The sequence below is a fragment of the Flexivirga sp. G2 genome, assembly GCF_055397625.1.
This window is the reverse complement of record NZ_AP039675.1, coordinates 4390341-4409740: the sequence shown is the minus strand read 5'-3', so window position 1 is coordinate 4409740 and position 19400 is coordinate 4390341. Positions and strand designations below refer to the sequence as shown.

Annotated in this window: 24 protein-coding genes; 17 read left to right on the top strand and 7 right to left on the bottom strand. The window is 67.1% G+C overall.

From position 1 onward, the window contains the following. Positions 1-47: 47 nt before the first annotated feature. The 4 genes from ACZ50J_RS21320 to ACZ50J_RS21305 are packed head-to-tail and all read left to right on the top strand — an operon-like array spanning position 48 to position 3926. Positions 48-848: an SDR family NAD(P)-dependent oxidoreductase gene (locus ACZ50J_RS21320; protein ID WP_464299162.1), complete on the top strand. Its 801-nt coding sequence runs from the start codon at positions 48-50 to the stop codon at positions 846-848. Next, positions 845-1327, top strand: a complete 483-nt coding sequence (locus ACZ50J_RS21315) for an SRPBCC family protein (RefSeq protein ID WP_464299161.1) — start codon at positions 845-847, stop codon at positions 1325-1327. Before ACZ50J_RS21320 ends, ACZ50J_RS21315 begins: the two co-directional genes overlap by 4 nt. Beyond that, positions 1324-2322: an NAD(P)H-quinone oxidoreductase gene (locus ACZ50J_RS21310; RefSeq protein WP_464299160.1), complete on the top strand. Its 999-nt coding sequence runs from the start codon at positions 1324-1326 to the stop codon at positions 2320-2322. The genes ACZ50J_RS21315 and ACZ50J_RS21310 overlap by 4 nt, the downstream gene beginning before the upstream one ends. An 11-nt stretch (positions 2323-2333) precedes the next feature. After that, positions 2334-3926 (top strand): succinic semialdehyde dehydrogenase, encoded by a 1593-nt coding sequence (locus ACZ50J_RS21305; protein ID WP_464299159.1) that lies wholly within the window; start codon positions 2334-2336, stop codon positions 3924-3926. Between the two features lie 49 nt (positions 3927-3975). Here ACZ50J_RS21305 and ACZ50J_RS21300 read toward each other — a convergent pair whose 3' ends face one another. After that, positions 3976-4560 carry a TetR/AcrR family transcriptional regulator gene (locus ACZ50J_RS21300; RefSeq protein WP_464299158.1) on the bottom strand — a complete coding sequence of 195 codons (585 nt, stop codon included), beginning with the start codon at positions 4558-4560 and terminating at the stop codon, positions 3976-3978. A 95-nt stretch (positions 4561-4655) separates the two neighbouring features. Between ACZ50J_RS21300 and ACZ50J_RS21295 the strand changes: the two genes are divergently transcribed. The 6 genes from ACZ50J_RS21295 (at position 4656) to ACZ50J_RS21270 (ending at position 9636) form a co-directional block, all read left to right on the top strand. After that, positions 4656-5939: an NADH:flavin oxidoreductase/NADH oxidase family protein gene (locus tag ACZ50J_RS21295; protein WP_464299157.1), complete on the top strand. Its 1284-nt coding sequence runs from the start codon at positions 4656-4658 to the stop codon at positions 5937-5939. A 410-nt stretch (positions 5940-6349) separates the two neighbouring features. After that, positions 6350-6925: a hypothetical protein gene (locus ACZ50J_RS21290; protein WP_464299156.1), complete on the top strand. Its 576-nt coding sequence runs from the start codon at positions 6350-6352 to the stop codon at positions 6923-6925. Positions 6926-7180: 255 nt separating this feature from the next. After that, positions 7181-8473: an SGNH/GDSL hydrolase family protein gene (locus tag ACZ50J_RS21285; protein WP_464299155.1), complete on the top strand. Its 1293-nt coding sequence runs from the start codon at positions 7181-7183 to the stop codon at positions 8471-8473. A gap of 170 nt (positions 8474-8643) precedes the next feature. Next, positions 8644-8841: a DUF7489 domain-containing protein gene (locus ACZ50J_RS21280; protein ID WP_464299154.1), complete on the top strand. Its 198-nt coding sequence runs from the start codon at positions 8644-8646 to the stop codon at positions 8839-8841. Between the two features lie 61 nt (positions 8842-8902). Next, positions 8903-9187 (top strand): DUF952 domain-containing protein, encoded by a 285-nt coding sequence (locus ACZ50J_RS21275; protein ID WP_464299153.1) that lies wholly within the window; start codon positions 8903-8905, stop codon positions 9185-9187. A gap of 56 nt (positions 9188-9243) precedes the next feature. Further along, positions 9244-9636, top strand: coding sequence for a Rid family detoxifying hydrolase (locus ACZ50J_RS21270; protein ID WP_464299152.1), 393 nt, complete (start codon positions 9244-9246; stop codon positions 9634-9636). A gap of 5 nt (positions 9637-9641) precedes the next feature. Here the strand turns inward: ACZ50J_RS21270 and ACZ50J_RS21265 are convergent, their stop codons facing one another. The 4 genes from ACZ50J_RS21265 to ACZ50J_RS21250 form a co-directional block, all read right to left on the bottom strand. Further along, positions 9642-9881, bottom strand: a complete 240-nt coding sequence (locus ACZ50J_RS21265; protein ID WP_464299151.1) for an RNA-binding S4 domain-containing protein — start codon at positions 9879-9881, stop codon at positions 9642-9644. 21 nt (positions 9882-9902) lie between these two features. Then, on the bottom strand, positions 9903-11408 hold the full coding sequence (locus tag ACZ50J_RS21260; protein WP_464299150.1) for an amino acid permease: 1506 nt from the start codon (positions 11406-11408) through the stop codon (positions 9903-9905). 151 nt (positions 11409-11559) lie between these two features. Next, complete coding sequence (locus ACZ50J_RS21255; protein WP_464299149.1) at positions 11560-11709, bottom strand: hypothetical protein; 150 nt, start codon at positions 11707-11709, stop codon at positions 11560-11562. A gap of 11 nt (positions 11710-11720) precedes the next feature. After that, positions 11721-12278 carry a dihydrofolate reductase family protein gene (locus ACZ50J_RS21250; protein WP_464299148.1) on the bottom strand — a complete coding sequence of 186 codons (558 nt, stop codon included), beginning with the start codon at positions 12276-12278 and terminating at the stop codon, positions 11721-11723. A gap of 91 nt (positions 12279-12369) precedes the next feature. On the opposite strand from ACZ50J_RS21250, the gene ACZ50J_RS21245 reads away from it, so the two are divergent. The 4 genes from ACZ50J_RS21245 (at position 12370) to ACZ50J_RS21230 (ending at position 15724) form a co-directional block, all read left to right on the top strand. Continuing rightward, positions 12370-12822: a winged helix-turn-helix transcriptional regulator gene (locus ACZ50J_RS21245; protein WP_464299147.1), complete on the top strand. Its 453-nt coding sequence runs from the start codon at positions 12370-12372 to the stop codon at positions 12820-12822. 136 nt (positions 12823-12958) lie between these two features. Further along, the gene (locus ACZ50J_RS21240) at positions 12959-13684 is read left to right on the top strand and encodes a GTP pyrophosphokinase (protein ID WP_464301380.1); all 726 of its coding nucleotides are present in this window, start codon (positions 12959-12961) and stop codon (positions 13682-13684) included. A gap of 68 nt (positions 13685-13752) precedes the next feature. Next, positions 13753-14505 (top strand): PhzF family phenazine biosynthesis protein, encoded by a 753-nt coding sequence (locus tag ACZ50J_RS21235; RefSeq protein WP_464299146.1) that lies wholly within the window; start codon positions 13753-13755, stop codon positions 14503-14505. An 82-nt stretch (positions 14506-14587) separates the two neighbouring features. Beyond that, a complete protein-coding gene (locus tag ACZ50J_RS21230; protein ID WP_464299145.1) occupies positions 14588-15724 on the top strand; it encodes a glycoside hydrolase family 3 N-terminal domain-containing protein in 1137 nt (378 codons plus the stop codon). Positions 15725-15740: 16 nt separating this feature from the next. Here ACZ50J_RS21230 and ACZ50J_RS21225 read toward each other — a convergent pair whose 3' ends face one another. Further along, entirely contained in the window at positions 15741-16184 is a 444-nt protein-coding gene (locus tag ACZ50J_RS21225) for a MarR family winged helix-turn-helix transcriptional regulator (RefSeq protein WP_464299144.1), read from the bottom strand. Then, positions 16181-16831, bottom strand: coding sequence for an MBL fold metallo-hydrolase (locus ACZ50J_RS21220; protein WP_464299143.1), 651 nt, complete (start codon positions 16829-16831; stop codon positions 16181-16183). Before ACZ50J_RS21220 ends, ACZ50J_RS21225 begins: the two co-directional genes overlap by 4 nt. A gap of 207 nt (positions 16832-17038) precedes the next feature. Between ACZ50J_RS21220 and ACZ50J_RS21215 the strand changes: the two genes are divergently transcribed. From ACZ50J_RS21215 to ACZ50J_RS21205, 3 genes are all read left to right on the top strand, one after another. Beyond that, complete coding sequence (locus tag ACZ50J_RS21215) at positions 17039-17536, top strand: pyridoxamine 5'-phosphate oxidase family protein (protein ID WP_464299142.1); 498 nt, start codon at positions 17039-17041, stop codon at positions 17534-17536. 105 nt (positions 17537-17641) lie between these two features. Beyond that, complete coding sequence (gene ilvA / locus ACZ50J_RS21210) at positions 17642-18937, top strand: threonine ammonia-lyase IlvA (RefSeq protein ID WP_464299141.1); 1296 nt, start codon at positions 17642-17644, stop codon at positions 18935-18937. Between the two features lie 75 nt (positions 18938-19012). Further along, positions 19013-19378 carry a hypothetical protein gene (locus ACZ50J_RS21205; RefSeq protein ID WP_464299140.1) on the top strand — a complete coding sequence of 122 codons (366 nt, stop codon included), beginning with the start codon at positions 19013-19015 and terminating at the stop codon, positions 19376-19378. Positions 19379-19400 lie beyond the last annotated feature (22 nt).

Genomic DNA, 19400 nt, shown 5'->3' with positions numbered 1-19400 from the left:
GCTCCACCCGGCAGCGCCGAGCACACAACGCCAAGAGAGGAGTGGGCGTGTCTCGTAGGTTGCGACCTGTTGCATACCGTGGCACCACGACACTCATCACCGGCGCCAGTTCGGGGCTGGGCGCGGAGTTCGCGACGCAGCTTGCGCGCCGGGGCGCCGATGTTGTGTTGGTGGCGCGGCGCAAGCATCGACTGGCCGAGCTTGCAGAGCAGCTCTCGGCCACGCACGGCGTGCACACCACGGTCGTCGAAGCGGACCTGTCAACGCCGCGCGCAGCATCTTCTCTGACAGCCCAACTGGCTGATCGGGGCCTTCAGGTGGACTCTTTGGTCAACAGCGCCGGCTTCGGCATGTCGGGCGACCTGGTCACCGCAGAGCCGCAGCAACTGCACGACATGATCGCAGTCAACGTGGCCACGCTCACGGACCTGACCCGAGCACTTCTACCGCAACTTATGCGCTCGGGCCGCGGGGTCCTGATCAATATTGCGAGCACCGCCGCCTACCAACCCACGCCCAGGATGGCCGCCTACGCCGCGTCGAAGGCCGACGTGCTGTCGTTGACCGAGGCTATCGGCCACGAGGCCAAGAGCAGCGGGCTACGAGTGCTGGCCTTGAGCCCAGGACCCACCAGGACAGAGTTTTTCGATGTTGTCGGGACCGAGGACGCGGCGGTCGGCCGTTTCCAGACACCCGCGCAGGTGGTCCGCACTGCGTTGCACGAACTCGACACGAGCCATCCGCGCCCGAGCGTCGTCTCTGGCCGGCTGAACGCCGCTACCGCCACCCTGGTCGGCGCATTGCCGCGTCGACTTGTCTTGCGCGCTGCTGCCCGCGCCATGCGATGAGCACCCAAGGCCGGCCACGCACCAGCACCAGCCGGGCCAGTGTCCGGACGAACGCGACCGCGCATCAAGCCTTCGTCGTCCTGGCGGACCTGGCGGGCTACTCCGACTGGTTGCCCAAGTCGCTCGCGTACCGCGCGACATCGGCCCGAACCGGCACGCGATCGGCACAGGACTACGTCGACCACACCGGCTTCGGCTCCCTGACCGGGACGGTCACAGAACGGGTGCCTGACCGGCGAATCTCCTTTCTGCAAAGCACATCTCGGCGGCACCTGACCATCGCGATCACGTACGACGTGGTCGCCACCGACGACGGCTCACTCATCGAACGCACCGGAACCATCACCACCTGCGGTGTCTTGCGCTGGCTCCACCCGATCGTGATGGCGCCGATTCGCCAGGAGAACACCCGGACCATGACGCGGCTGCGGACGCATCTGAACGAACTGGCCCGGACCACGAGGAAGGACAGCCCATGACGACCACGATGGCCCAGGTGGCGATCAGCGAGCCCGGAGGGCCCGAAGTCCTCCAACTGCGACGCACCGCCGTGCCGTCTCCGAGCCCCGGAGAGATCCTCGTCCGTGTCAGCGCCGCAGGGGTGAACCGCCCGGATGTCATGCAGCGCCGGGGCGAGTACCCGATGCCACCCGGCGTCAACCCGATCCCGGGGCTCGAGGTGGCCGGTGAGGTCGTGTCGGTCGGCTCGGACGTCACCTACTTCCGCGTCGGAGAACGAGTGTGCGGTCTGACAGAAGGTGGCGGCTACGCCGAATACTGCGTCGTACCAGCGTCACAGGCACTGCACACCCCGGACGGAGTCACCGACATCCAGGCAGCCGCCATACCGGAAACGTTCTTCACCGTGTGGGCCAACGTCTTCGACATGGGCGGGGCACGCCCCGGTGATCGGCTCCTGGTCCACGGCGGGACCAGTGGGATCGGCTCGACCGCCCTGATGCTGGGCAGTGAACTCGGCCTGCGAACGATGGCAACCGACGGCGGCCGCGAAAAGTGCGACGCGGCACTACGACTCGGCGCGGAGCGAGTGGTGGACTACCGCGTCGAAGATTTCGTGCAGGCAGTCGCCGACTGGACCGAAGGGGCCGGTGTCGATCTCATCCTCGACATCGTCGGCGGTGATTACCTGTCGCGCAACGTCGAAGCGCTCGGTAAACGGGGGCGGCTGCTGACCATCGGGTATCTCGGCGGTGAAGTGGGTGACGGGCTCAACCTGTTGCAGTTGGCGCTCAAACGGGCCGTCATCACCGGCTCCACCATGCGCTCACGCACTGCGGCCGAAAAGGCGTCCATCGCCCGGGAGCTGGAAGACAAGATCTGGCCCGCCATGGCGGCGAGCCGCTGCCACCCGTTGGTGCATGCCGAATTCCCGCTGACCGAGGCCGGCCAGGCTCATCGCCTCATGGAGTCCGGCCAACACATCGGAAAGATCGTTCTACGCGTCGCTGATTGAAGGAGACCACCATGACCACATCGACACCGATCGCCCGCGCGGCGCACCGGGTGAGCCCACACGTCGACCGAGGCCACCTGCAGGCCCTCTCGGCGCGGGTGCGCGCCACGGACCCGGACAAGCAGGTCGAAGTCACCAATGCCATGACCGGCCAAACGCTCGGGGTGGTCCCGCGCTGCACCCCCGACGACGTCCGGGCAGCCGCCGAGCGGGCCAGGAAGGTCCAGGTTGCATGGGCCGAGCGGCCAGTAGAAGAGCGTGCCGCGGTACTGCTGCGATTCCACGACCTGATCCTCCAACGCCAGGACGAGGTGCTCGACCTCATCCAGCTCGAAAACGGTAAGGCGCGCCGGCACGCATTCGAAGAAATCATGGACGTGTGCCTCAACGCCCGCTACTACGCACACACCGCGAAGGACTATCTCGCGCCCAAACGTCGCCAAGGTGCCCAACCGGTGCTCACACAGGTATGGGAGCTGCACCACCCCAAGGGGTTGGTCGGCGTCATCTCTCCCTGGAACTACCCGCTCACCCTCGGTATCAGTGATGCGTTGCCCGCCCTCGTCGCCGGCAACGCGGTCCTGACCAAGCCCGACGCGCAAACACCATACGGTGCGCTGTGGGCGGTGGAGCTGTTGGAGGCGGCCGGCATGCCGAAGGGCCTGGTCGAAGTCGTCACCGGCTCCGGCGCCGAACTGGGGTCGTCGATCATCGAAAGCTCCGACTTCCTGATGTTTACCGGTTCGACCGCCGTCGGCCGCACGGTCGCAGCACAAGCCGGTGAGAACCTCATCGACTGTTCGATGGAACTCGGCGGCAAGAACGCGCTGCTCGTGCTCGACGACGCCGACCTCGACAAGGCCGTCGCCGGATCGGTACGAGCATGCTTTTCCAACACCGGCCAACTGTGCATCTCGATGGAGCGCATCTACGTCCCCGATGTGATCTGGGACCGTTTCACCCGGCAGTTCGCGGCGGCGACCAAGGCATTGCACCTCTCCGCGGCGATCGACTACTCCGCACAGATGGGTTCGCTCATCTCCGACAAGCAGCTTCAGACGGTGGCTCGTCACGTCGATGACGCCGTCAGCAAGGGCGCGGCGGTTCTTGCTGGTGGCCGACCACGCCCCGACCTGGGCCCGTACTTCTACGAGCCCACCATCCTCACGAACGTCGACGACAGCATGGAGGTCTTCGCGCACGAAACGTTCGGCCCCGTGGTGTCCCTGTACCGGGTGGCAGACGAGGCCGAGGCAATCCGAGAGGCCAACGCCAGCGAGTACGGACTCAACTTCAGTGTCTGGACCTCGGACACCCGACGTGGTCGTCGCGTCGCGGCGCAGCTCGAGGCCGGGACAGTGAACGTGAATGACGCCTACGCGCCGGCATGGGGATCAGTCGATGCGCCGATGGGCGGAATGAAGGCATCCGGGTTAGGGCGTCGGCACGGTGAACACGGGATCCTCAAATACACCGAATCCCAGACGATCGCCGTCGAACGGGTATTGCCCGTCGGGGTACCAGACGGTTGGGATCCTGCCCGGTATGCCCGCATCGTCACCCGCGGCCTGCGGGTACTCAAGCGGCTGCCCGGCGTGAAATGACCGGTCGTCCTCGCACGCGATCACGGCACTGGCTGGCCGCCGACCCCGGCTAGGCAAGCCGGGCCGACACGAGTGCCGTGATCGTCTGGCGCACTCGTTCCTTGACGTCGATGTCTGACGCGGTGTCCAGCTTCCCGTCCAGGTGCAAGAAGGCCAGGCCATGGACGACGGACCACAGACCTGTCGCCAACGCAGCCGAGTCGTCGGTGTCAAAGATCCGCCCGACGGCCTGGCCCAGGTAAGCGTGGATGGCTTCCACCGCGGCGACCCGGTCCGCACTGGTGCGGTCGCAGCCTTCGGCGAACATCACCCGGAACAGGCCGGGACGGGCCAGGGCGAACTCCACATAGCCGACAGCAAGTTCCGCGAGCTCGTCGGCAGTGCCCGGCTCCGGATGCCTGGAGGCGAGGTCAGTCATCAATTCCTGGTACCCGACGGCCGCGATCGCCGACAGCAACGAGAGCCGGTCCGGGAAGTGCCGGTACGGCGCCGCACTCGACACGCCGGCCCTGCGGGCGACAGCGCGAACAGACAACTCCGCCCTGCCGTCCTCGTCGAGCATGTCCATCGCGGAGCGCACCATCGTGGCCGGCAGGTCCCCGTGGTGGTAGCTCGATGTTGCCTTTTCAACCATGTCCGCACCGTATCTATCCGCAAATGTTGACAATGGTTACATTACCTTCTACTTTCGTAGTTATCAATGCTCACATCTGATGGAGGGTTTCTCCTATGGCCACCGAGACACCGGCCGACGTCTTCTCCGAGCTGCGGCTTCGGTCCGGGCTGCTGCTGCGTAATCGGGTCGCGAAGGCCGCGATGGAGGAGGGTATGGCGGGGCCGGGCCAGCTCCCAGACGAGCAACTGATCTCGTTGTACCGCCGGTGGGGTGCCGGTGGTGCGGGCATGCTCATCACCGGAAACGTGATGGTTCACGCCGAGGCGCTGACCGGCCCTGGAGGTGTCGTGCTGGACGAACACGCACCACTGGAGCCGTTCCGCCGTTGGGCGCAGGCAGGTAAGGCCGACGGCGCTTCAATGTGGATGCAGATCAGCCACCCGGGGCGTCAGGTCCAGGCGCACATGCCCGGTGTCACCTGGGGCCCGTCCGACATACCCGTCGACGTCGGTCCACGCCTGTCGAAGCGGTTCGCGCGACCGACGGCGATGACGCAAGACCAGATCACCGACACGATCGCCCGATTCGTGACGACTGCTCGCCGGGCGGAGGAGGCCGGTTTCGACGGGGTCGAGGTGCATGCCGCGCACGGCTACCTGCTGTCCCAGTTCCTTTCGCCGTTGGTCAACAATCGCACCGACGGCTGGGGCGGGTCCCTGGAGCATCGCGCGAGAATGCTGCTGGAGATCGTTCGAGGTATACGCGCCGAGGTCACAGCCGGTTTCGGTGTCGCGGTCAAGCTCAACTCCGCCGATTTCCAGCGTGGCGGGTTCGACGCCGGTGACGCTCGCGCGGTGATCGAGCTGCTGGCCCCCCTCGGTGTCGACCTGGTCGAACTGTCCGGCGGCAGCTACGAGAGCCCTGCGATGTCGGGGCGTCCCGCCGACTCCCGCACGAGCGCACGCGAGGCATACTTCCTGGACCTCGCCGCCGACCTGGCCCACACCAGTTCAGTGCCGCTGATGCTGACCGGAGGCATCTCACGGCTCGACACCGCACGCCGGGTGCTCGATCACCATGTGGCGGTCGTCGGCATGGCCACAGGGCTGGCGGTCAACCCGGACCTGCCACAGCGATGGCAAGACGGGCAAGAAGCGACCAGGACGCTGCGTCCAGTCACCTGGTCGAACAAGCCCCTGGCGTCCCTGGCAGGCATGTCTCTCGTGCGCCACCAGATGCGCCGCCTCGCCGCCGGCAAAGAGCCCCGCCTGAGGACACGACCAGAAACCGCAATGGTCGCCGACCAGCGCATGCAGCGCAGGGCCCTGCGTCGGTATGGCGCGTGGCTCAACCGGCGAATCGACCCGGCGACACGCCAGGATCAACAGGCGGCATAACGCACGTACTGCCGCAAGGGAGCCGGCTCACAACCCACCGAACGACGCCGCTGGTCCTTCAGGATCTCCACACTGATCCGTTTGTGATTGTGTTGGCGATCACGCTCACCGGGGCCGTGGTGACAGAAGAACACAAGGCGGCTCGCAACCCGAAAAAGCCCACGGTTTCGAAGCCATGGAGATCGACTGCCTCACCCTGGTCCAGATAACCAGTGATCAAGGCTGGACCTTCTAACCCCGGGCCGGCACCCCCGAGTCGCCATTCCTACTTGTCACACCAGCGGTCAATCGCCGCGACCTGCGACAATACAAGGCTGATCGCGAGGCATGTTCGCTGCACCTCAACATCCGCCCGCGCTGGCCAAGTCACGTCGTCGCTGAGGGCGGTTCGCGGTCATAGCCTGGACCCCATGTCTTCGGTGTGGGGCGTGAGCGTCCGGCAGAGCCTCGATGAGGCGCTGGAGCTGTTGGCCCAGGTGGTGCGGGACTGTCCGGACGAGTTCTGGCGGATGCCCATGTGGTGGGTCGATCCGGCCGAGATCGTCGTGGAGACACGTGATGTGAACGGCAACCCGGTCGCAGACCCGGCGCAACGCGAGGCGCTGGTCCAGAAATGGTCGACGCCGTGGAGTATGGCGTGGCACGCCCTGGAGGTCCTCGACTACGACCTCACTGCCGAGCTGGACGCCTGGGCCCCACCGGCTCCGTTCGCCGGCAACCCGCATTGGCAGACATTTTCCACCTTGCCCGAGCCGTGGTCGCAGACCGAGATCGGCGAGTACGCCGACTATTGCCGTCGGCGCGTCCACGACACGTTGGTCGACCTGACCGACGAGAAGGCCGCAACGCCCGTTCCGCGCGCTCATCGCTACGCCAGCAGGCCGTACTCGTCGATCGTGACGAGCCTGGTGGGTCACACCACCGCTCACGCCATACAGATCCGACAGTTCGTGACTGCGTCCGGTCCGGCCCACCTGCCGAAGTAGCCCGGCTTCAAGCGACCGCGCCGCCGCGCTGCTCGTAGCGGCAGGACATCCGCCGTTCATCGCCTGCCGGCGACCGCTCGTCGAGCCAGCGCCGCCGAAGCGTCCTTGGTCCAGGGGAACTGGCTAGCGTCCCTTTCAGGTGTTGCGCGACGCGGCATCGAGATTCGTAACGAGCGGCGGACGCGCGCTGTCCTGAGCTGTGCGGCCGATTCCATCACCATCTCCGACGCATGCGCATGTCCCCAGGAGGTCATCGTGAGAACACGTCAACGAACCATGAACCGGGCCACCGTGGTGGTCGGCGTGGCGGCCCTGATCCTTGCTCTCTTCACGATCTCGCCCGGCCTTCGTGCGTGGGCGTCGCCGAGCCACCCTGCGGGTCCGGCGCGACCGGATCACGGGTGGGTGGCCAGCTGGGCAGCCAGCCCGGTGGTGGGTTCCACCGCGTTCAACGACCAGACGGTGCGCAACGTCATCTACAGCAGTGTCGGCGGTGACCAGGTCCGCGTGCGGCTGAGCAACACGTTCGGTAGCCAGCCGGTTCAGGTGGATGCCACCAGTGTCGGTGTCGTGCTGGACGGCGCCCAGCTGGCCCCCGGTACGAGCCGCTCCGTGACCTTCGACGGGCAATCGTCGGTCACGATTCCCGTCGGCAAGGAGGTCGTGAGCGACCCGATCGCCATACGAGTGCCACGCCTCTCGAAGCTGGCCGTCGACCTGTACCTCGCAGGTCCCACCGGCCCCGCCACCGGTCATCCGCTCGCGTGGGAGACCAACTACGTCGCGTCCGGCGACCATGCCGGCGACTCGACGGGCAGCGACTACACGACCCAGACCTCGTCCTGGTACTTCGTGGACGGTCTCGACGTACACAACCGTGCCTCGGGCGGCACCGTCGTCGCCTTCGGCGACTCGATCACGGACGTCGGGCACTCCGAGGTCGATTCCGAAGCCCGTTGGCCGAACTACCTCTCCCGGCGCCTCGACGCGACAGTCGGAGATCACGCACCCGCCGTCGTGGATGCCGGCGTCAGCGGAAACCGGGTGCTGAACGACTCCGGTGGCAGCGGAGAGAGCGCCTTGCACCGCTTCCAGCGCGACGTGCTGTCGCAGCCCGGGGTCAAGGCAGTGATCCTGCTGGAGGGCATCAACGACATCGGCCAGAGCGACACGGATCCCGTCACCGCCGCCCAACTGGAGAGCGGCTACCGCCAATTGATTCGTATGGCGCACGCGCGCGGCGTCAAGATCTACGGCGGAACGCTCACACCTTTCCTCGGCTCGAACTGCCGCTACGGCCACGTCTACGGCACGCCCCAGGGTGAAGCGGTGCGGCTGGAGGTGAACCACTGGATCCGGACCAGCCACGCCTTCGACGGCGTCATCGACTTCGACCGAGCCACGGCCAGCCCCTACGACCCCGGATACTTCAACGCGAGCTACAACGCCACGGGCGCACCCCAGTGCCAGACCGCCGACAGCCTGCACCCCAACGATCTCGGTGACGAGGTAATGGCCGACACCGTCCCGCTCCGCTGGTTCCACTGAGCTCCGTCGTCGCTCGACGGCATCTCCTACGCCGACGGGCGCTGTTTGATCGCGGCCCTTCTGTGCGGCCAACGGTTGGGGAAGTACTGCCAGTATCGAAGGACTGAACATGTTGTGGATCGGCGCCGTGGGCGTCGCGTCCTTCGTTCGTCACGACAGGAGGTGAGTCGATGAACGACTCGTGGAGAGGCACCGTGGTGAGCAAGCGCCGCGGACTGATGGATGGCTCGAACATGTACCGCAGGCTCAAGATTCGGCAAACCGACGGCACGACCAAGCGAGTCCGGGTCAGTAAGGAGCTGTGGGCAGCGGTCGAAGAAGGAGACATCGTCGTCCAGACACCGGACGGCGAAATCCGCCGCGAGTGACCGCTTCGGTCCGCGCCATGGCGTCGCGAGCGAACCACGGGCGAAGCCGTAATCTGCAGTCGTGATCTACTACTTGCTCACCGCCGACGAGTGGCAGCGGGTGCGCGACGACACCGTTGTGGCGACGCCCGGACCGGAAGGTTTCGTCCATTGCTGCGATGAGAGCCAGCTCGCCGGTGTCCGGGCAGCGTTCTTCCCGCAGGACGCCGACCTCGTCACGCTTCGGCTCGATCCCACTCGGCTCGAAGCGGAGACGCGCTACGAGCCCGGTTCGAGGGGCGAGCCCGAGCGGTTCCCGCACGTCCATGGACCCATCCGTCGGATCGATGTCGAGCCGGTTGTCTGAAGAGGTTCGTCTGCAACGATGAACACCCCACTCGCACAAGCGGATCGGAGTTCGGTATGCCGCGCAAGGCTGTCGGTTCGGAGCACGGTGTTTCGATCGGGCCCTACTCGCCCGGCATCGACACCGGGCAGCTCGTCTTCCTGTCGGGCCAGAGTCCGGTGGCGCCGGACAGCGACACGGTCGTCGATGGTGGGATCATCGCGCAGACCCGTCGCTGCATGGACAACCTGATGCAGGTGCTCGACGAGGCGGGACTCTCGTCCGACGACGCGGTCAAGTGCAACATCTACCTGACCGACATGGACGACTTCGCCGAGATGAACGAGGCCTACTCGTCATACTTCACGCAGCCGCGCCCGGCGCGGACGACGGTCGCCGTCGCCGGACTGCCGCTCGGCGCGCGGGTCGAGATCGAGATGATCGCCGACCGCGGCACGTCCACCGACTGAAGCCGTCAGGCTCCCGCCGCCACCCGTACCTGCTGGCCGGCGAATGCGACGACATCCCCGGGGCGGACCTGTCGACCGCGGCGGGTGTCCACTTCTCCGTTGACGGTGACCTCACCCGCGTTGATGACCTCACGTGCCATCGCACCGTCGTCGACCAGGTTCGCGAGTTTGAGCAGCTGCCCGAGGCGGATGCTCTCGTCGCGGATCTCGATGTCGACGGGCTGGTCGGAGGACTCAGGGCTCATGGGCGACAAGGCTAGCCGCCTTCAGTCAAGCTGGTTCGCGCTCGAGCTGTGATGCGGCCGGGTCAGGTCGGCCTGCTCGAGCGGGGTCCGCTTCGGCTTGACGACGAGCTTGTGCCCCCACCACAGCGCCAGGAAGAACGGCAGCCCGATGTATGCCGTGAGGATGCCCTTGATGTCCGGAGTGCCGGTCAGCCACGACTCGTAGTTCTGGCCCACGATGACGACCGCGCACATCACGAACGCCACGATCGGGCCGAGCGGGAACCACCGTGCCCGGAACGGCAACTCGGACAGGTCGTGTCCTTGTGCGAGGAACGCGCGGCGAAAATTGTAATGACTCCAGGCGATTCCGAGCCAGGTGATGAAACCGGCCAGGCCTGATGCGTTGACCAACCAGGTGTAGGCGCCGCCGCTGCCGACGAGTGAGGTCAGGAAGCACAGCGCGCCGATCGCCGTCGTCGCGACGACCGCCGCGAACGGCACGCCGTGCCGCGTCGTACGGGAGAAGAGGCGTGGCGCCTTGCCGGACTTGGCGAGCGCGAAGAGCATCCGGCTCGACACGTACATCCCCGAGTTCCCGGCCGAGAGTATGGCGGTGAGGATGACCGCATTCATGATCGTCGCGGCCGCCAGGATGCCGGCCTTGTCGAAGACAAGCGTGAACGGTGCCACCGCGATGTGCGACTCGTCGGCGTTCAGCAGGCGCGGGTCGGCATACGACAGCAGGAAGCCGATGATCGCGATCGCGCCGATGTAGAACAGCATGATGCGGTAGAAGATCGAGCGAATCGCCTTGGGAATGGTGCGTTCCGGGTCCTCCGCCTCACCCGCGGCGACGCCGACCATCTCGGTGCCCTGGAACGAGAAACCGGCGATCATGAAGATCGACAGCAGGCCCTGCCATCCGTCGACGAACGGTGCCTGGCCGTCGGTCCAGTTCGAGAAGCCGGGCGAGTGGCCGCCGAGGATGCCGAAGATCATCAGCACACCGATGACCAGGAACGCCACGACGGCCACGACCTTGATCGAGGCGAACCAGAACTCGCTCTCGCCGAATGCCTTGACCGACACCGCGTTGAGCAGGAAGAGGATCGCCAGGAACCCGAGCGACCAGATCCAGGACGGTACGTCGGGGAACCAATAGCCCATCACGAGTGCGGCCGCGACCAGCTCGGCGGCCACCGTGATCGCCCAGTTGTACCAATAGTTCCAACCCTGCGCGAAGCCGAATGATGGTGAGACGAAACGGGTTCCGTAGGTTTCAAACGAGTCGGCGACCGGCAGGTAGGTCGCCATCTCGCCCAGGCTCTGCATGAGCAGGTAGACCATGAAGCCGATCGCGGCATACGCCACGAGAGCACCGCCCGGGCCGGCGCCGCTGATCGTTGCACCGGACGCCACGAACAGCCCGGTGCCGATCGCGCCGCCGATGGCGATCATGTTCAGGTGACGCGGCGTCAGCTTCCGGTGCAGCTCCGGATCGCCTTGGGCGATCGCGTCCTCGGGGGTGGCGGTGTCGCTGGTCATCGATTCTCGGCGGGGTCTCCGGGGCAGCGGCGGACGTACGGCAGGCAGGTCCACCCGAGCCCGCCGGGACGGCGGGAACGATCGCTGACGTTACAACACCCGCATCCGCTGACCCGGGATCACATCCCGATGCGGTGATGGTCGACCTCGATCAGGCCCACGACTCGCTCGACATCGCGACCCGGTCGTCGAGTGTGGCGATCCAGACCGGGACCGAGTGCGGCGAGCCGTCGGGCAGTGTCGTGGCCAGGTGCGCGATCGGGGTGCCGTCGAGCACGGAGCGAAGGTCGTTGCTGAGCATCGTTGCAATCCTTACTTGTTGATCCGGTAGTGGAGGTGGGTGACGCCGGCGCCAGATGTGACGTCGATGAGCGTGAGTGGGATCTGCCGGGACAGCTGCGTGAAGAATGGCCGGCCGGCACCGAGCAGGACGGGCACCTGATGCAGGATCACCTCGTCGACCAGGCCGGCCTCGAGGGCCCCAGTGGCGGTGACCCCGCCCTGGATGCCTACGTCCTTGCTGCCGGCGAGCTCGGTCGCCCGGGCGACAGCCTCCTCGATCGAGCCCGCGAAGACCTGACGCGGCGAGGCGGCATACTCGGTCGGCTGCGGGCGGTGGCTGACGACGACCATCGGAGCAGTCGGGTGCGGACTGCCTCCGCCGAATCCCTCGCAGTCGTCGTATGTCGTGCGCCCGGTCACCACCGCGCCCACGCGATCGCTGAGCTGCTGGTAGGTGGCGCCGTTGGCTGCGTCGCCATACCAATCGAACAGCACGCCGCCGTCGCCGAGACCATGGCCGGGTCGGGGATCGCTGCCGGTGATGTAGCCGTCGACCGAGACGGCCAGCGCGGCGAGGACCTTGCTCATGTCGTTTCCCTTCGGAGTTTCTTGAGGAGACTATGACGGCACGCTACCGCGCTGAGTTCCGTAAGGGAACCCCAATTGGTAGATTGAGCTCATGCAGCGCACCCAATTCGGAGAGATGGCCTGTTCGATCGCCCGGACATGGGACGTGATCGGTGAGCCCTGGTCGGCCCTCATCGTGCGCGACGTCTGGGTCGGCATCCGCCGGTTCGATCAGCTGCAGGCCGACCTGGCGATCTCCCGCAAGGTCCTCACCGAGCGCCTCCATCACCTCGTCGAGTGCGAGGTACTCGAACGCCGGCCGTATGGCGCCCGCCCGCGCTACGAGTACCACCTCACGGAAAGGGGCACCGAACTGCTCGATGTGCTGATGGCCATGGTGCGCTGGGGCGATCACTGGCTGGCCGGGGAGGCGGGCCCACCGGTGCTGTACCGGCACCACGCGTGCGGCGAGATCGCCGAGGTCGACGCACGGTGCAGCAGGTGCGGCGAGCCGATGCACGCCGGCGACGTCGACGTCCTACCGGGGCCGGGATCGGCTCGATGAGGTGGGCCGTTCGAATGTATGGCGGCCCAGAGCGCCGATCATGCTCCGGTGAGACGATGAGGTGGTGCTCGAACCCGAGGAGTCGATCCGTCGCACGGCCCGCGACGAGGCGTCGGCCGATCCGGAAGCCCAGCCGGTGGACTGGGCCGTGTTGCGCGAGTTGCGGGAGCGACTGACCCGATTTCTGCTGGAGTACAAGTTCGGGATCGACGAGGTCACCACCAAGCTGTCCATCCTTCGCGAGGAGTTCGCGAACCTGCACGACTACAACCCGATCGAGCACATCTCGTCGCGGGTGAAGTCGCCGGAGAGCCTGCTGGACAAGGTGCGCAGCCGCGACATCCCGCTCGCCTTCGACGCGATCCGCGAAGCCATCACCGACATCGCCGGCATTCGGGTCACCTGCAGTTTCACCTCGGACGTCTATCGGATCGCCGAGCTGCTGGGAGACCAGCCGGACATCGACGTCGTGGAGACCAAGGACTACATCGCCGAGCCCAAGCCGAACGGCTATCGCAGCCTGCATCTTCTCGTCCAGGTTCCGGTGCACCTGTCGGACCGGATCCTGCCCATCACCGTCGAGGTCCAACTCCGCACGGTGGCGATGGACTTCTGGGCGAGCCTCGAGCACAAGATCTACTACAAGTACCGCGCCCGGGTGCCCGAGGAACTGCTCGCCGACCTCAAGGATGCGGCCGAGACGGCAGCCTCCCTCGACGTGCGGATGGAACGCCTGCACGTGCAGACACGCGGCGAGCCGGGCGTCGGTGAACGTGTCGGCGTTCCCGCGGTCCCGGACTCGTTGTTGCAGCAGTTGCACGCGCTCGGGGCGCTGCGCGCACCGGACGACGCAGGCCAATGAGTCAACCGGCGGCGACTCTGGTCCCGGCTGCGCGTCGTCCGATAGTGTCTTGATATCGAGATATTCGGATGGAGGACGGTGCGGTGATTGCGCTGATGCGGGCGTTCGTCGGGGAGGACGGAGGCGGCGGCAACCCGGCGCTCGTCATACGCGAGTGTGCCGGCGATGGCTGGAACGATGAGGATCGAATGCGGGTTGCGGTCGAAAATGGTGTTCCTGCAACGGTTTTCATCGCCGATGGCGGCGATCGGGTCGCACCGCGGATCCGGATCTTCGGCTCCTACGGGCTGCCGATCGAGTTCGGCGGTCATCCGACGCTCGCGACGGTGGAGGCATTGCATCGATGGGGCGTTGACGTTACCTCACTCCGGCCCAATGCGGGTGAGGTCCGCACGCGGCGCGACTCGGGCACCGGGATGGTCCACGTCACTGCTCCGGCGAGTTGGTCCAAGCCGTGGCGGCACCTGCAGCTGGCTGCTCCGGAGACGATCGACGGGCTCACCGAGTTGCCGGCGGGGGAGGACTTCACCCAAGTGTGGGCCTGGATCGACGAGCCGGCCGGCGTCATCCGAGCCCGGTTGTGGGCGCCGCGGATCAACAAGGGTGAGGACGAGGCGTGCGGCAGTGCGTCGATGATCCTGGCCGATCGGCTCGGGCGGGCGCTGACCGTGATCCACGGGCAGGGCCGCAGCGTCATACGGGTGACACCGCACGGGGAGGGTGTCGTCGAGCTCGGCGGACGGTGCGTCGAGGAGCCGGTGCCGGCGGCGATCGAGGCACTCGTGCGAGACGTCCGCGAGGGCCTCGATCGCGTGAGGTAAACAGCACCGCAGGAGCCGCCGGAGGACGATACTCGTTTACGTCCGGGCGCACCCCTGGCGCCCGCACGACCTGGAGGCAGTGATGGCTCAGCAGTTTCCGATCAGTCGACGCACCGTTCTTCGCGCGGGAGGGGTGATCGGCAGCGGCCTCGCCCTCGGCGCCCTGTCGACGCAGCCAGCGCTCGCCGACCCGCCGTGGTTCGCCAAGCTCTCCACGGAGCAGCAGGTCGGGCAGCGGGTCATCTTCTCCTACCCGGGAGCGACACCGTCCGACGAGCTGCTGCAGCTGATCAAGGACGGGCTGGTCGGCGGCGTGATCTTCTTCGGCGAGAACATCCTCAGCCTGGACCAGATCACCGACGTCGTCAGCGAACTCAACGCCGCGCACGCACAGAGCCCGACGAGCGCGACCCCGCTCATCCTGACGACCGATCAGGAGGGTGGCGTCGTACGACGACTGCGCGGCCAGGAGCCGCTGCTGTCCGCGAAACAGATGGGTGCCGCTGCGGATCCGGTCGCCGAGGCGACCAAGGGCGGCAACGGTGCGGGCCTGATCCTCAAGCAGGTCGGCATGAACGTCAACCTCGCCCCGGTCGAGGACGTCTACCGCGAGGAAGGCAACTTCGACGACCAGTTCGGCCGCTCCTTCAGCTCCGACTGGACAGTCTGCGGCGCACTCGGGGCGGCGTTCGTGCGGGCGCAGCAGGCGACCGGCGTCGCCGCGACGGCCAAGCACTATCCCGGTCTGGGCTGGGCGACCCGCGCGGAGAACACCGACCTCGGCGTCGTCACGCTGACCCAGTCGGCCGCGGAGATCCGGACCGTCGACGAGGCAGCGTTCGGGCCGGTGATCGACGCCGGTGTCGAGCTGGTGATGACGTCCTGGGCGACCTACCCGGCGATCGACGCGGACTACCCGGCCGGCCTGTCGAAGATCTTCGTCGAGCGGGAGTTGCGCGGTCGCCAGCGCTTCGGCGGCGTCACCATCACCGACGCCCTGGAGGCCGGTGCGCTCACGCCGTATGGCGCCACGGGCGAGCGTGCCGTCCTGTCGGCCGAGGCCGGCATGGACGTGCTGCTCTGCTCCGCCCGCGACGTCGGCCAGGGTCAGGACGCGGTCAGTGCCGTCTCGGCGGCGGTGCGCAGCGGCCGGCTGAATCCGGGTCATTTCAAGATCGCCCTCACCCGGGTGCGGCGGCTGCGGGACAGCCTCAACTGACCGGCGGCGGGCCCGTTCAGGCCGGGCCGGTCAGCTTGTCCAGCAGGCGCGGGACCTGTTGCAGCACTTGCCTTTCCGTGTCGTCGAGCCGCTCCTGGATGGCGGTGGACAGCAGATCGCGGCGCGCCGCCCGGTCGGAGGCGATCGCCGTGCTGCCGGCCGCGGTGATCCGGATGAGCTGGGCGCGTGCGTCGCTCGGGTCGGGTCCACGCTCGACCAGCCCGAGGGCCTCGACCTCCTTGATCGCCCGGCTCATCGCCTGATGCCGCACGCCACGGCCGGCGGCGAGCCGGGCGATCGTCTGCGGTCCGTCGCGGTCGAGGCGTCCGAGCAGCTCCGCGCGGGCTCGGGGTATGGCGTCCGCCTGTGCGCGAGTGGCACGCACCAGCCGGCCGATGGAAGTTCGGAGCTGTTCGGCCAGCTCGAGATCGGCGTTCGACGGTTCGATGCGCCTGCTCACAGCGAGAGCTCCTCGCCCGGCGCGAGGTGATGCAACGGGGTGCGGGTCAGCCCGTCGGGCCCGAGGAACATCGTCATGGAACGACTACCGATCTCACTGAGCATGACGTCGTGGATCGGCACGGTCTGTCGGGGCGCGACGGCTGTGACGAAGTCGATCGCTTCGCCGACCTTGGTCCACGGACCGCTGGTCGGCACGAGCAACGTGTCGACCGAGAACGCCGGCACGGCATACGAGTCGCCGGGGTGGAAGACCCGGCCGCCGATCAGGTAGCCGAGATTCTCCGGCACCGGAATCCCCTCGTGGATGCTGCCGTGCGGTGCCCCGAAAGCGCGCACTTCGACGCCCTCGATGTCGAGGCGTTCGTCGCCGGCCACGGCGTGGATGCGCGCGGCGTCCGCGCCCGCGTCCAGCAACGCCGTGGCCGCCGAGGCCGGGCCGAAGACCTGCAGCTCCGCCCGATCCGCCATCGCGGCGGACACGACGCCGACGTCGAGATGGTCGAAGTGATCGTGCGTGACCAGCACGACGTCCGCAGTGTCGAGCGATGCCTTCGCCTCGGGCGTGAACGCGCCCGGGTCGACCACGACCGACACGTCGCCGGTGTCGATGCGGACGCACGCGTGGGTGTGTTTGGTCAGTAGCACTGGTTCTCCTTGTTACACAACTACGTTGTATAAATTTACGTTGTATAAATAATACAACATAGTTGTATTGCGACCTCATCGCGCTGCGGAGCGGACGTCTCTGTCACGGCATCGATCGGGCGACGATGTCGAGATCGCGGCGCCGGCGCCGTCCCTTGGTGTGACGACGGTGCAACGAGGCACCGTCCCCGAGCCAAGGAGCACCTCATGAACGCCACCGAGCTTGCCGAAGTTCTCGGTCGGGACTACAGCCAGCAGTTGCTGCAGAGCGCGATCGCCCGCGTCGCCTACACCGGCCTGGACGGAGCGCCGCGCGTCATACCGATCGGCTTCCTGTGGACCGACGGCACGGTCAAGCTCTACACCGTGCCGAATGCGCCGAAAGTGAAGGCGCTGCAGGCAGATCCGCGGGTTGCGATCACCATCGACACGGCCGGTATGCCGCCGCGTGTCCTGCTCCTTCGCGGCATCGCCACTATGGAGACGGTCGAGGGGGTGCCGGACGGTTTCATCGAGGCCAGTCGTGGCGGTATGCCTCCGGAGATGATGGCGGACTGGGAGGCCGGGGTGCGGGCGCTCTACGAGCGGATGACCGTCATCACGGTGACGCCGCACTGGGCGAAGCTGCTCGACTTCGAGACGACCATCCCGCAGGCCGTCGCCGAGCTCGTCGCCCAGCAGGGTCCATCGGACGGGCCGCACTGACCCCTGCAGGCTCACGATGCCGGTCCACTCAGCGAGACATCGTCTCACCATCCGTCTCAGTGCGTAGATTTGAGACGGACGTGTCGACGATCGGGAAGGGACCGCGTGTCAGCCATCGCACCGCGCGAGCAGGAGGCTCCGCGACCGCTGCGTGAGACCGGTGCCGTGGCACGGGCCGCGCGGGACATCGAGGGTTTCGCGGTGCGCACGCCGCTGCAGCGCAACGACCGGCTCGGCGGGCTGGTCGACGGGGAGGTGCTGCTGAAACGAGAGGACCTCCAGCCGGTGCGGTCCTACAAGATCCGCGGAGCGGTCAACCTGATCCGCGCGCTCAGCGAGGAGGAGCGCGCACAGGGCATCGTGTGTGCCAGTGCCGGCAACCATGCGCAGGGCGTCGCGCTGGCGTGTGCCGAGCTGGGAGTCGACGCGCGAATCTACTTGCCCCGCAACACTCCTCGGCAGAAGCGGGACCGGGTTGCGTCATTCGGTGGCGAACGCGTCCGGCTGATCCTGCACGGCGACACGTATGACGACGCGTCCAAGGCCGCGATCCTGGACGCGTCCCGCACCGGCGCGACGTTGGCGCCGGCGTTCGACGACCCGCGGGTGATCGCCGGACAGGGCACCGTTACGCGCGAGATTCTGGAGGAGCTCGGTCGGGCTCCCGACATACTCCTGGTGCCGGTCGGTGGCGGCGGCCTGTTGGCGGGTGCGCTGCTGGCGCTCGCCGAGGCGCCGGCCGAGTTCGGTGCCGATCGGTGCCGGGTGATCGCGGTCGAGTCGATCGGTGCGGACAGCCTGCGAGCGGCCCTGGAAGCGGGGCAGCCGCTGGACCTCGGCGAGATCGACACGTTCGCGGACGGGACCGCCGTGCGCAAGGTCGGCGACCGGCCGTTCGAGATCATCCGCGACTCGGGGGTCGAGGTCGTCGGGGTCGAGGCGGGTGCGATCTGCCAGGAGATGCTGCGGCTCTATCAGGTCGACGGCATCATCGCCGAGCCGTCCGGTGCGATGGCGATGGCGGACCTCGATCGGCGCGGCATCGAACCCGGCGCGACGGTGGTCGCGATCCTGTCCGGTGGCAACAACGACGTCAGCCGGTATGCCGAGGTCATCGAGCGTGCCCTGGTGCACGAGGGCCGGAAGCGCTACTTCCTGGTCGACTTCCCGCAAGAGCCCGGTGCGCTGCGCCGCTTCCTGCAGGACATCCTCGGGCCGGATGACGACATCACCTTCTTCGAATACGTGAAGCGGAACAACCGCGAGTTCGGGCCGGCGATGGTCGGCGTCGAGCTGGGTGACCCGTCGTCGTACGACGATCTGCTCGGGCGGGCCGAGGCGTCACCCCTGACGGTCGAGCCGCTTCCGCTGGACAGCCCGATGCTGCGGTACCTCGTCTGAGGCACGTCGCGTCCGACGTTGCGATTCGGTGACGGACGCGGCGGACACGACCCTCGTGGGTCGACACTGAGCTGTATGACGACTCGAGCTCGCCTCGGTGGTGGCGCACTGGCGGCCGCGGCGCTGCTTCTCGCCGGATGTGGCTCGGAGCCACCCGGCCCGCTCGACGGCGACTGCAACGCTCGGATCCACTTCCGGGACAACGTTTTTCGCCTCAACAACCAGACGAAACAGTCGGTGCCGGCGGAGGATCAGCCGTTGGGCGGCGGAGATGTCGTCGGATGTGACCTCGACCCGGTGGACCACGTCGACGTGCACGAGATCCGTGGGGTGGATCCGCGGGTTGCCATCACGGTGGTTCGAACGCATTGGCACGGCGTCTATGTCCGTGAAGGCACCACGGCCACCGACTGGCCACAGCTCAAGGCAGCACAGCCGTAGCTCGCGTGCGACGGAACGCTTA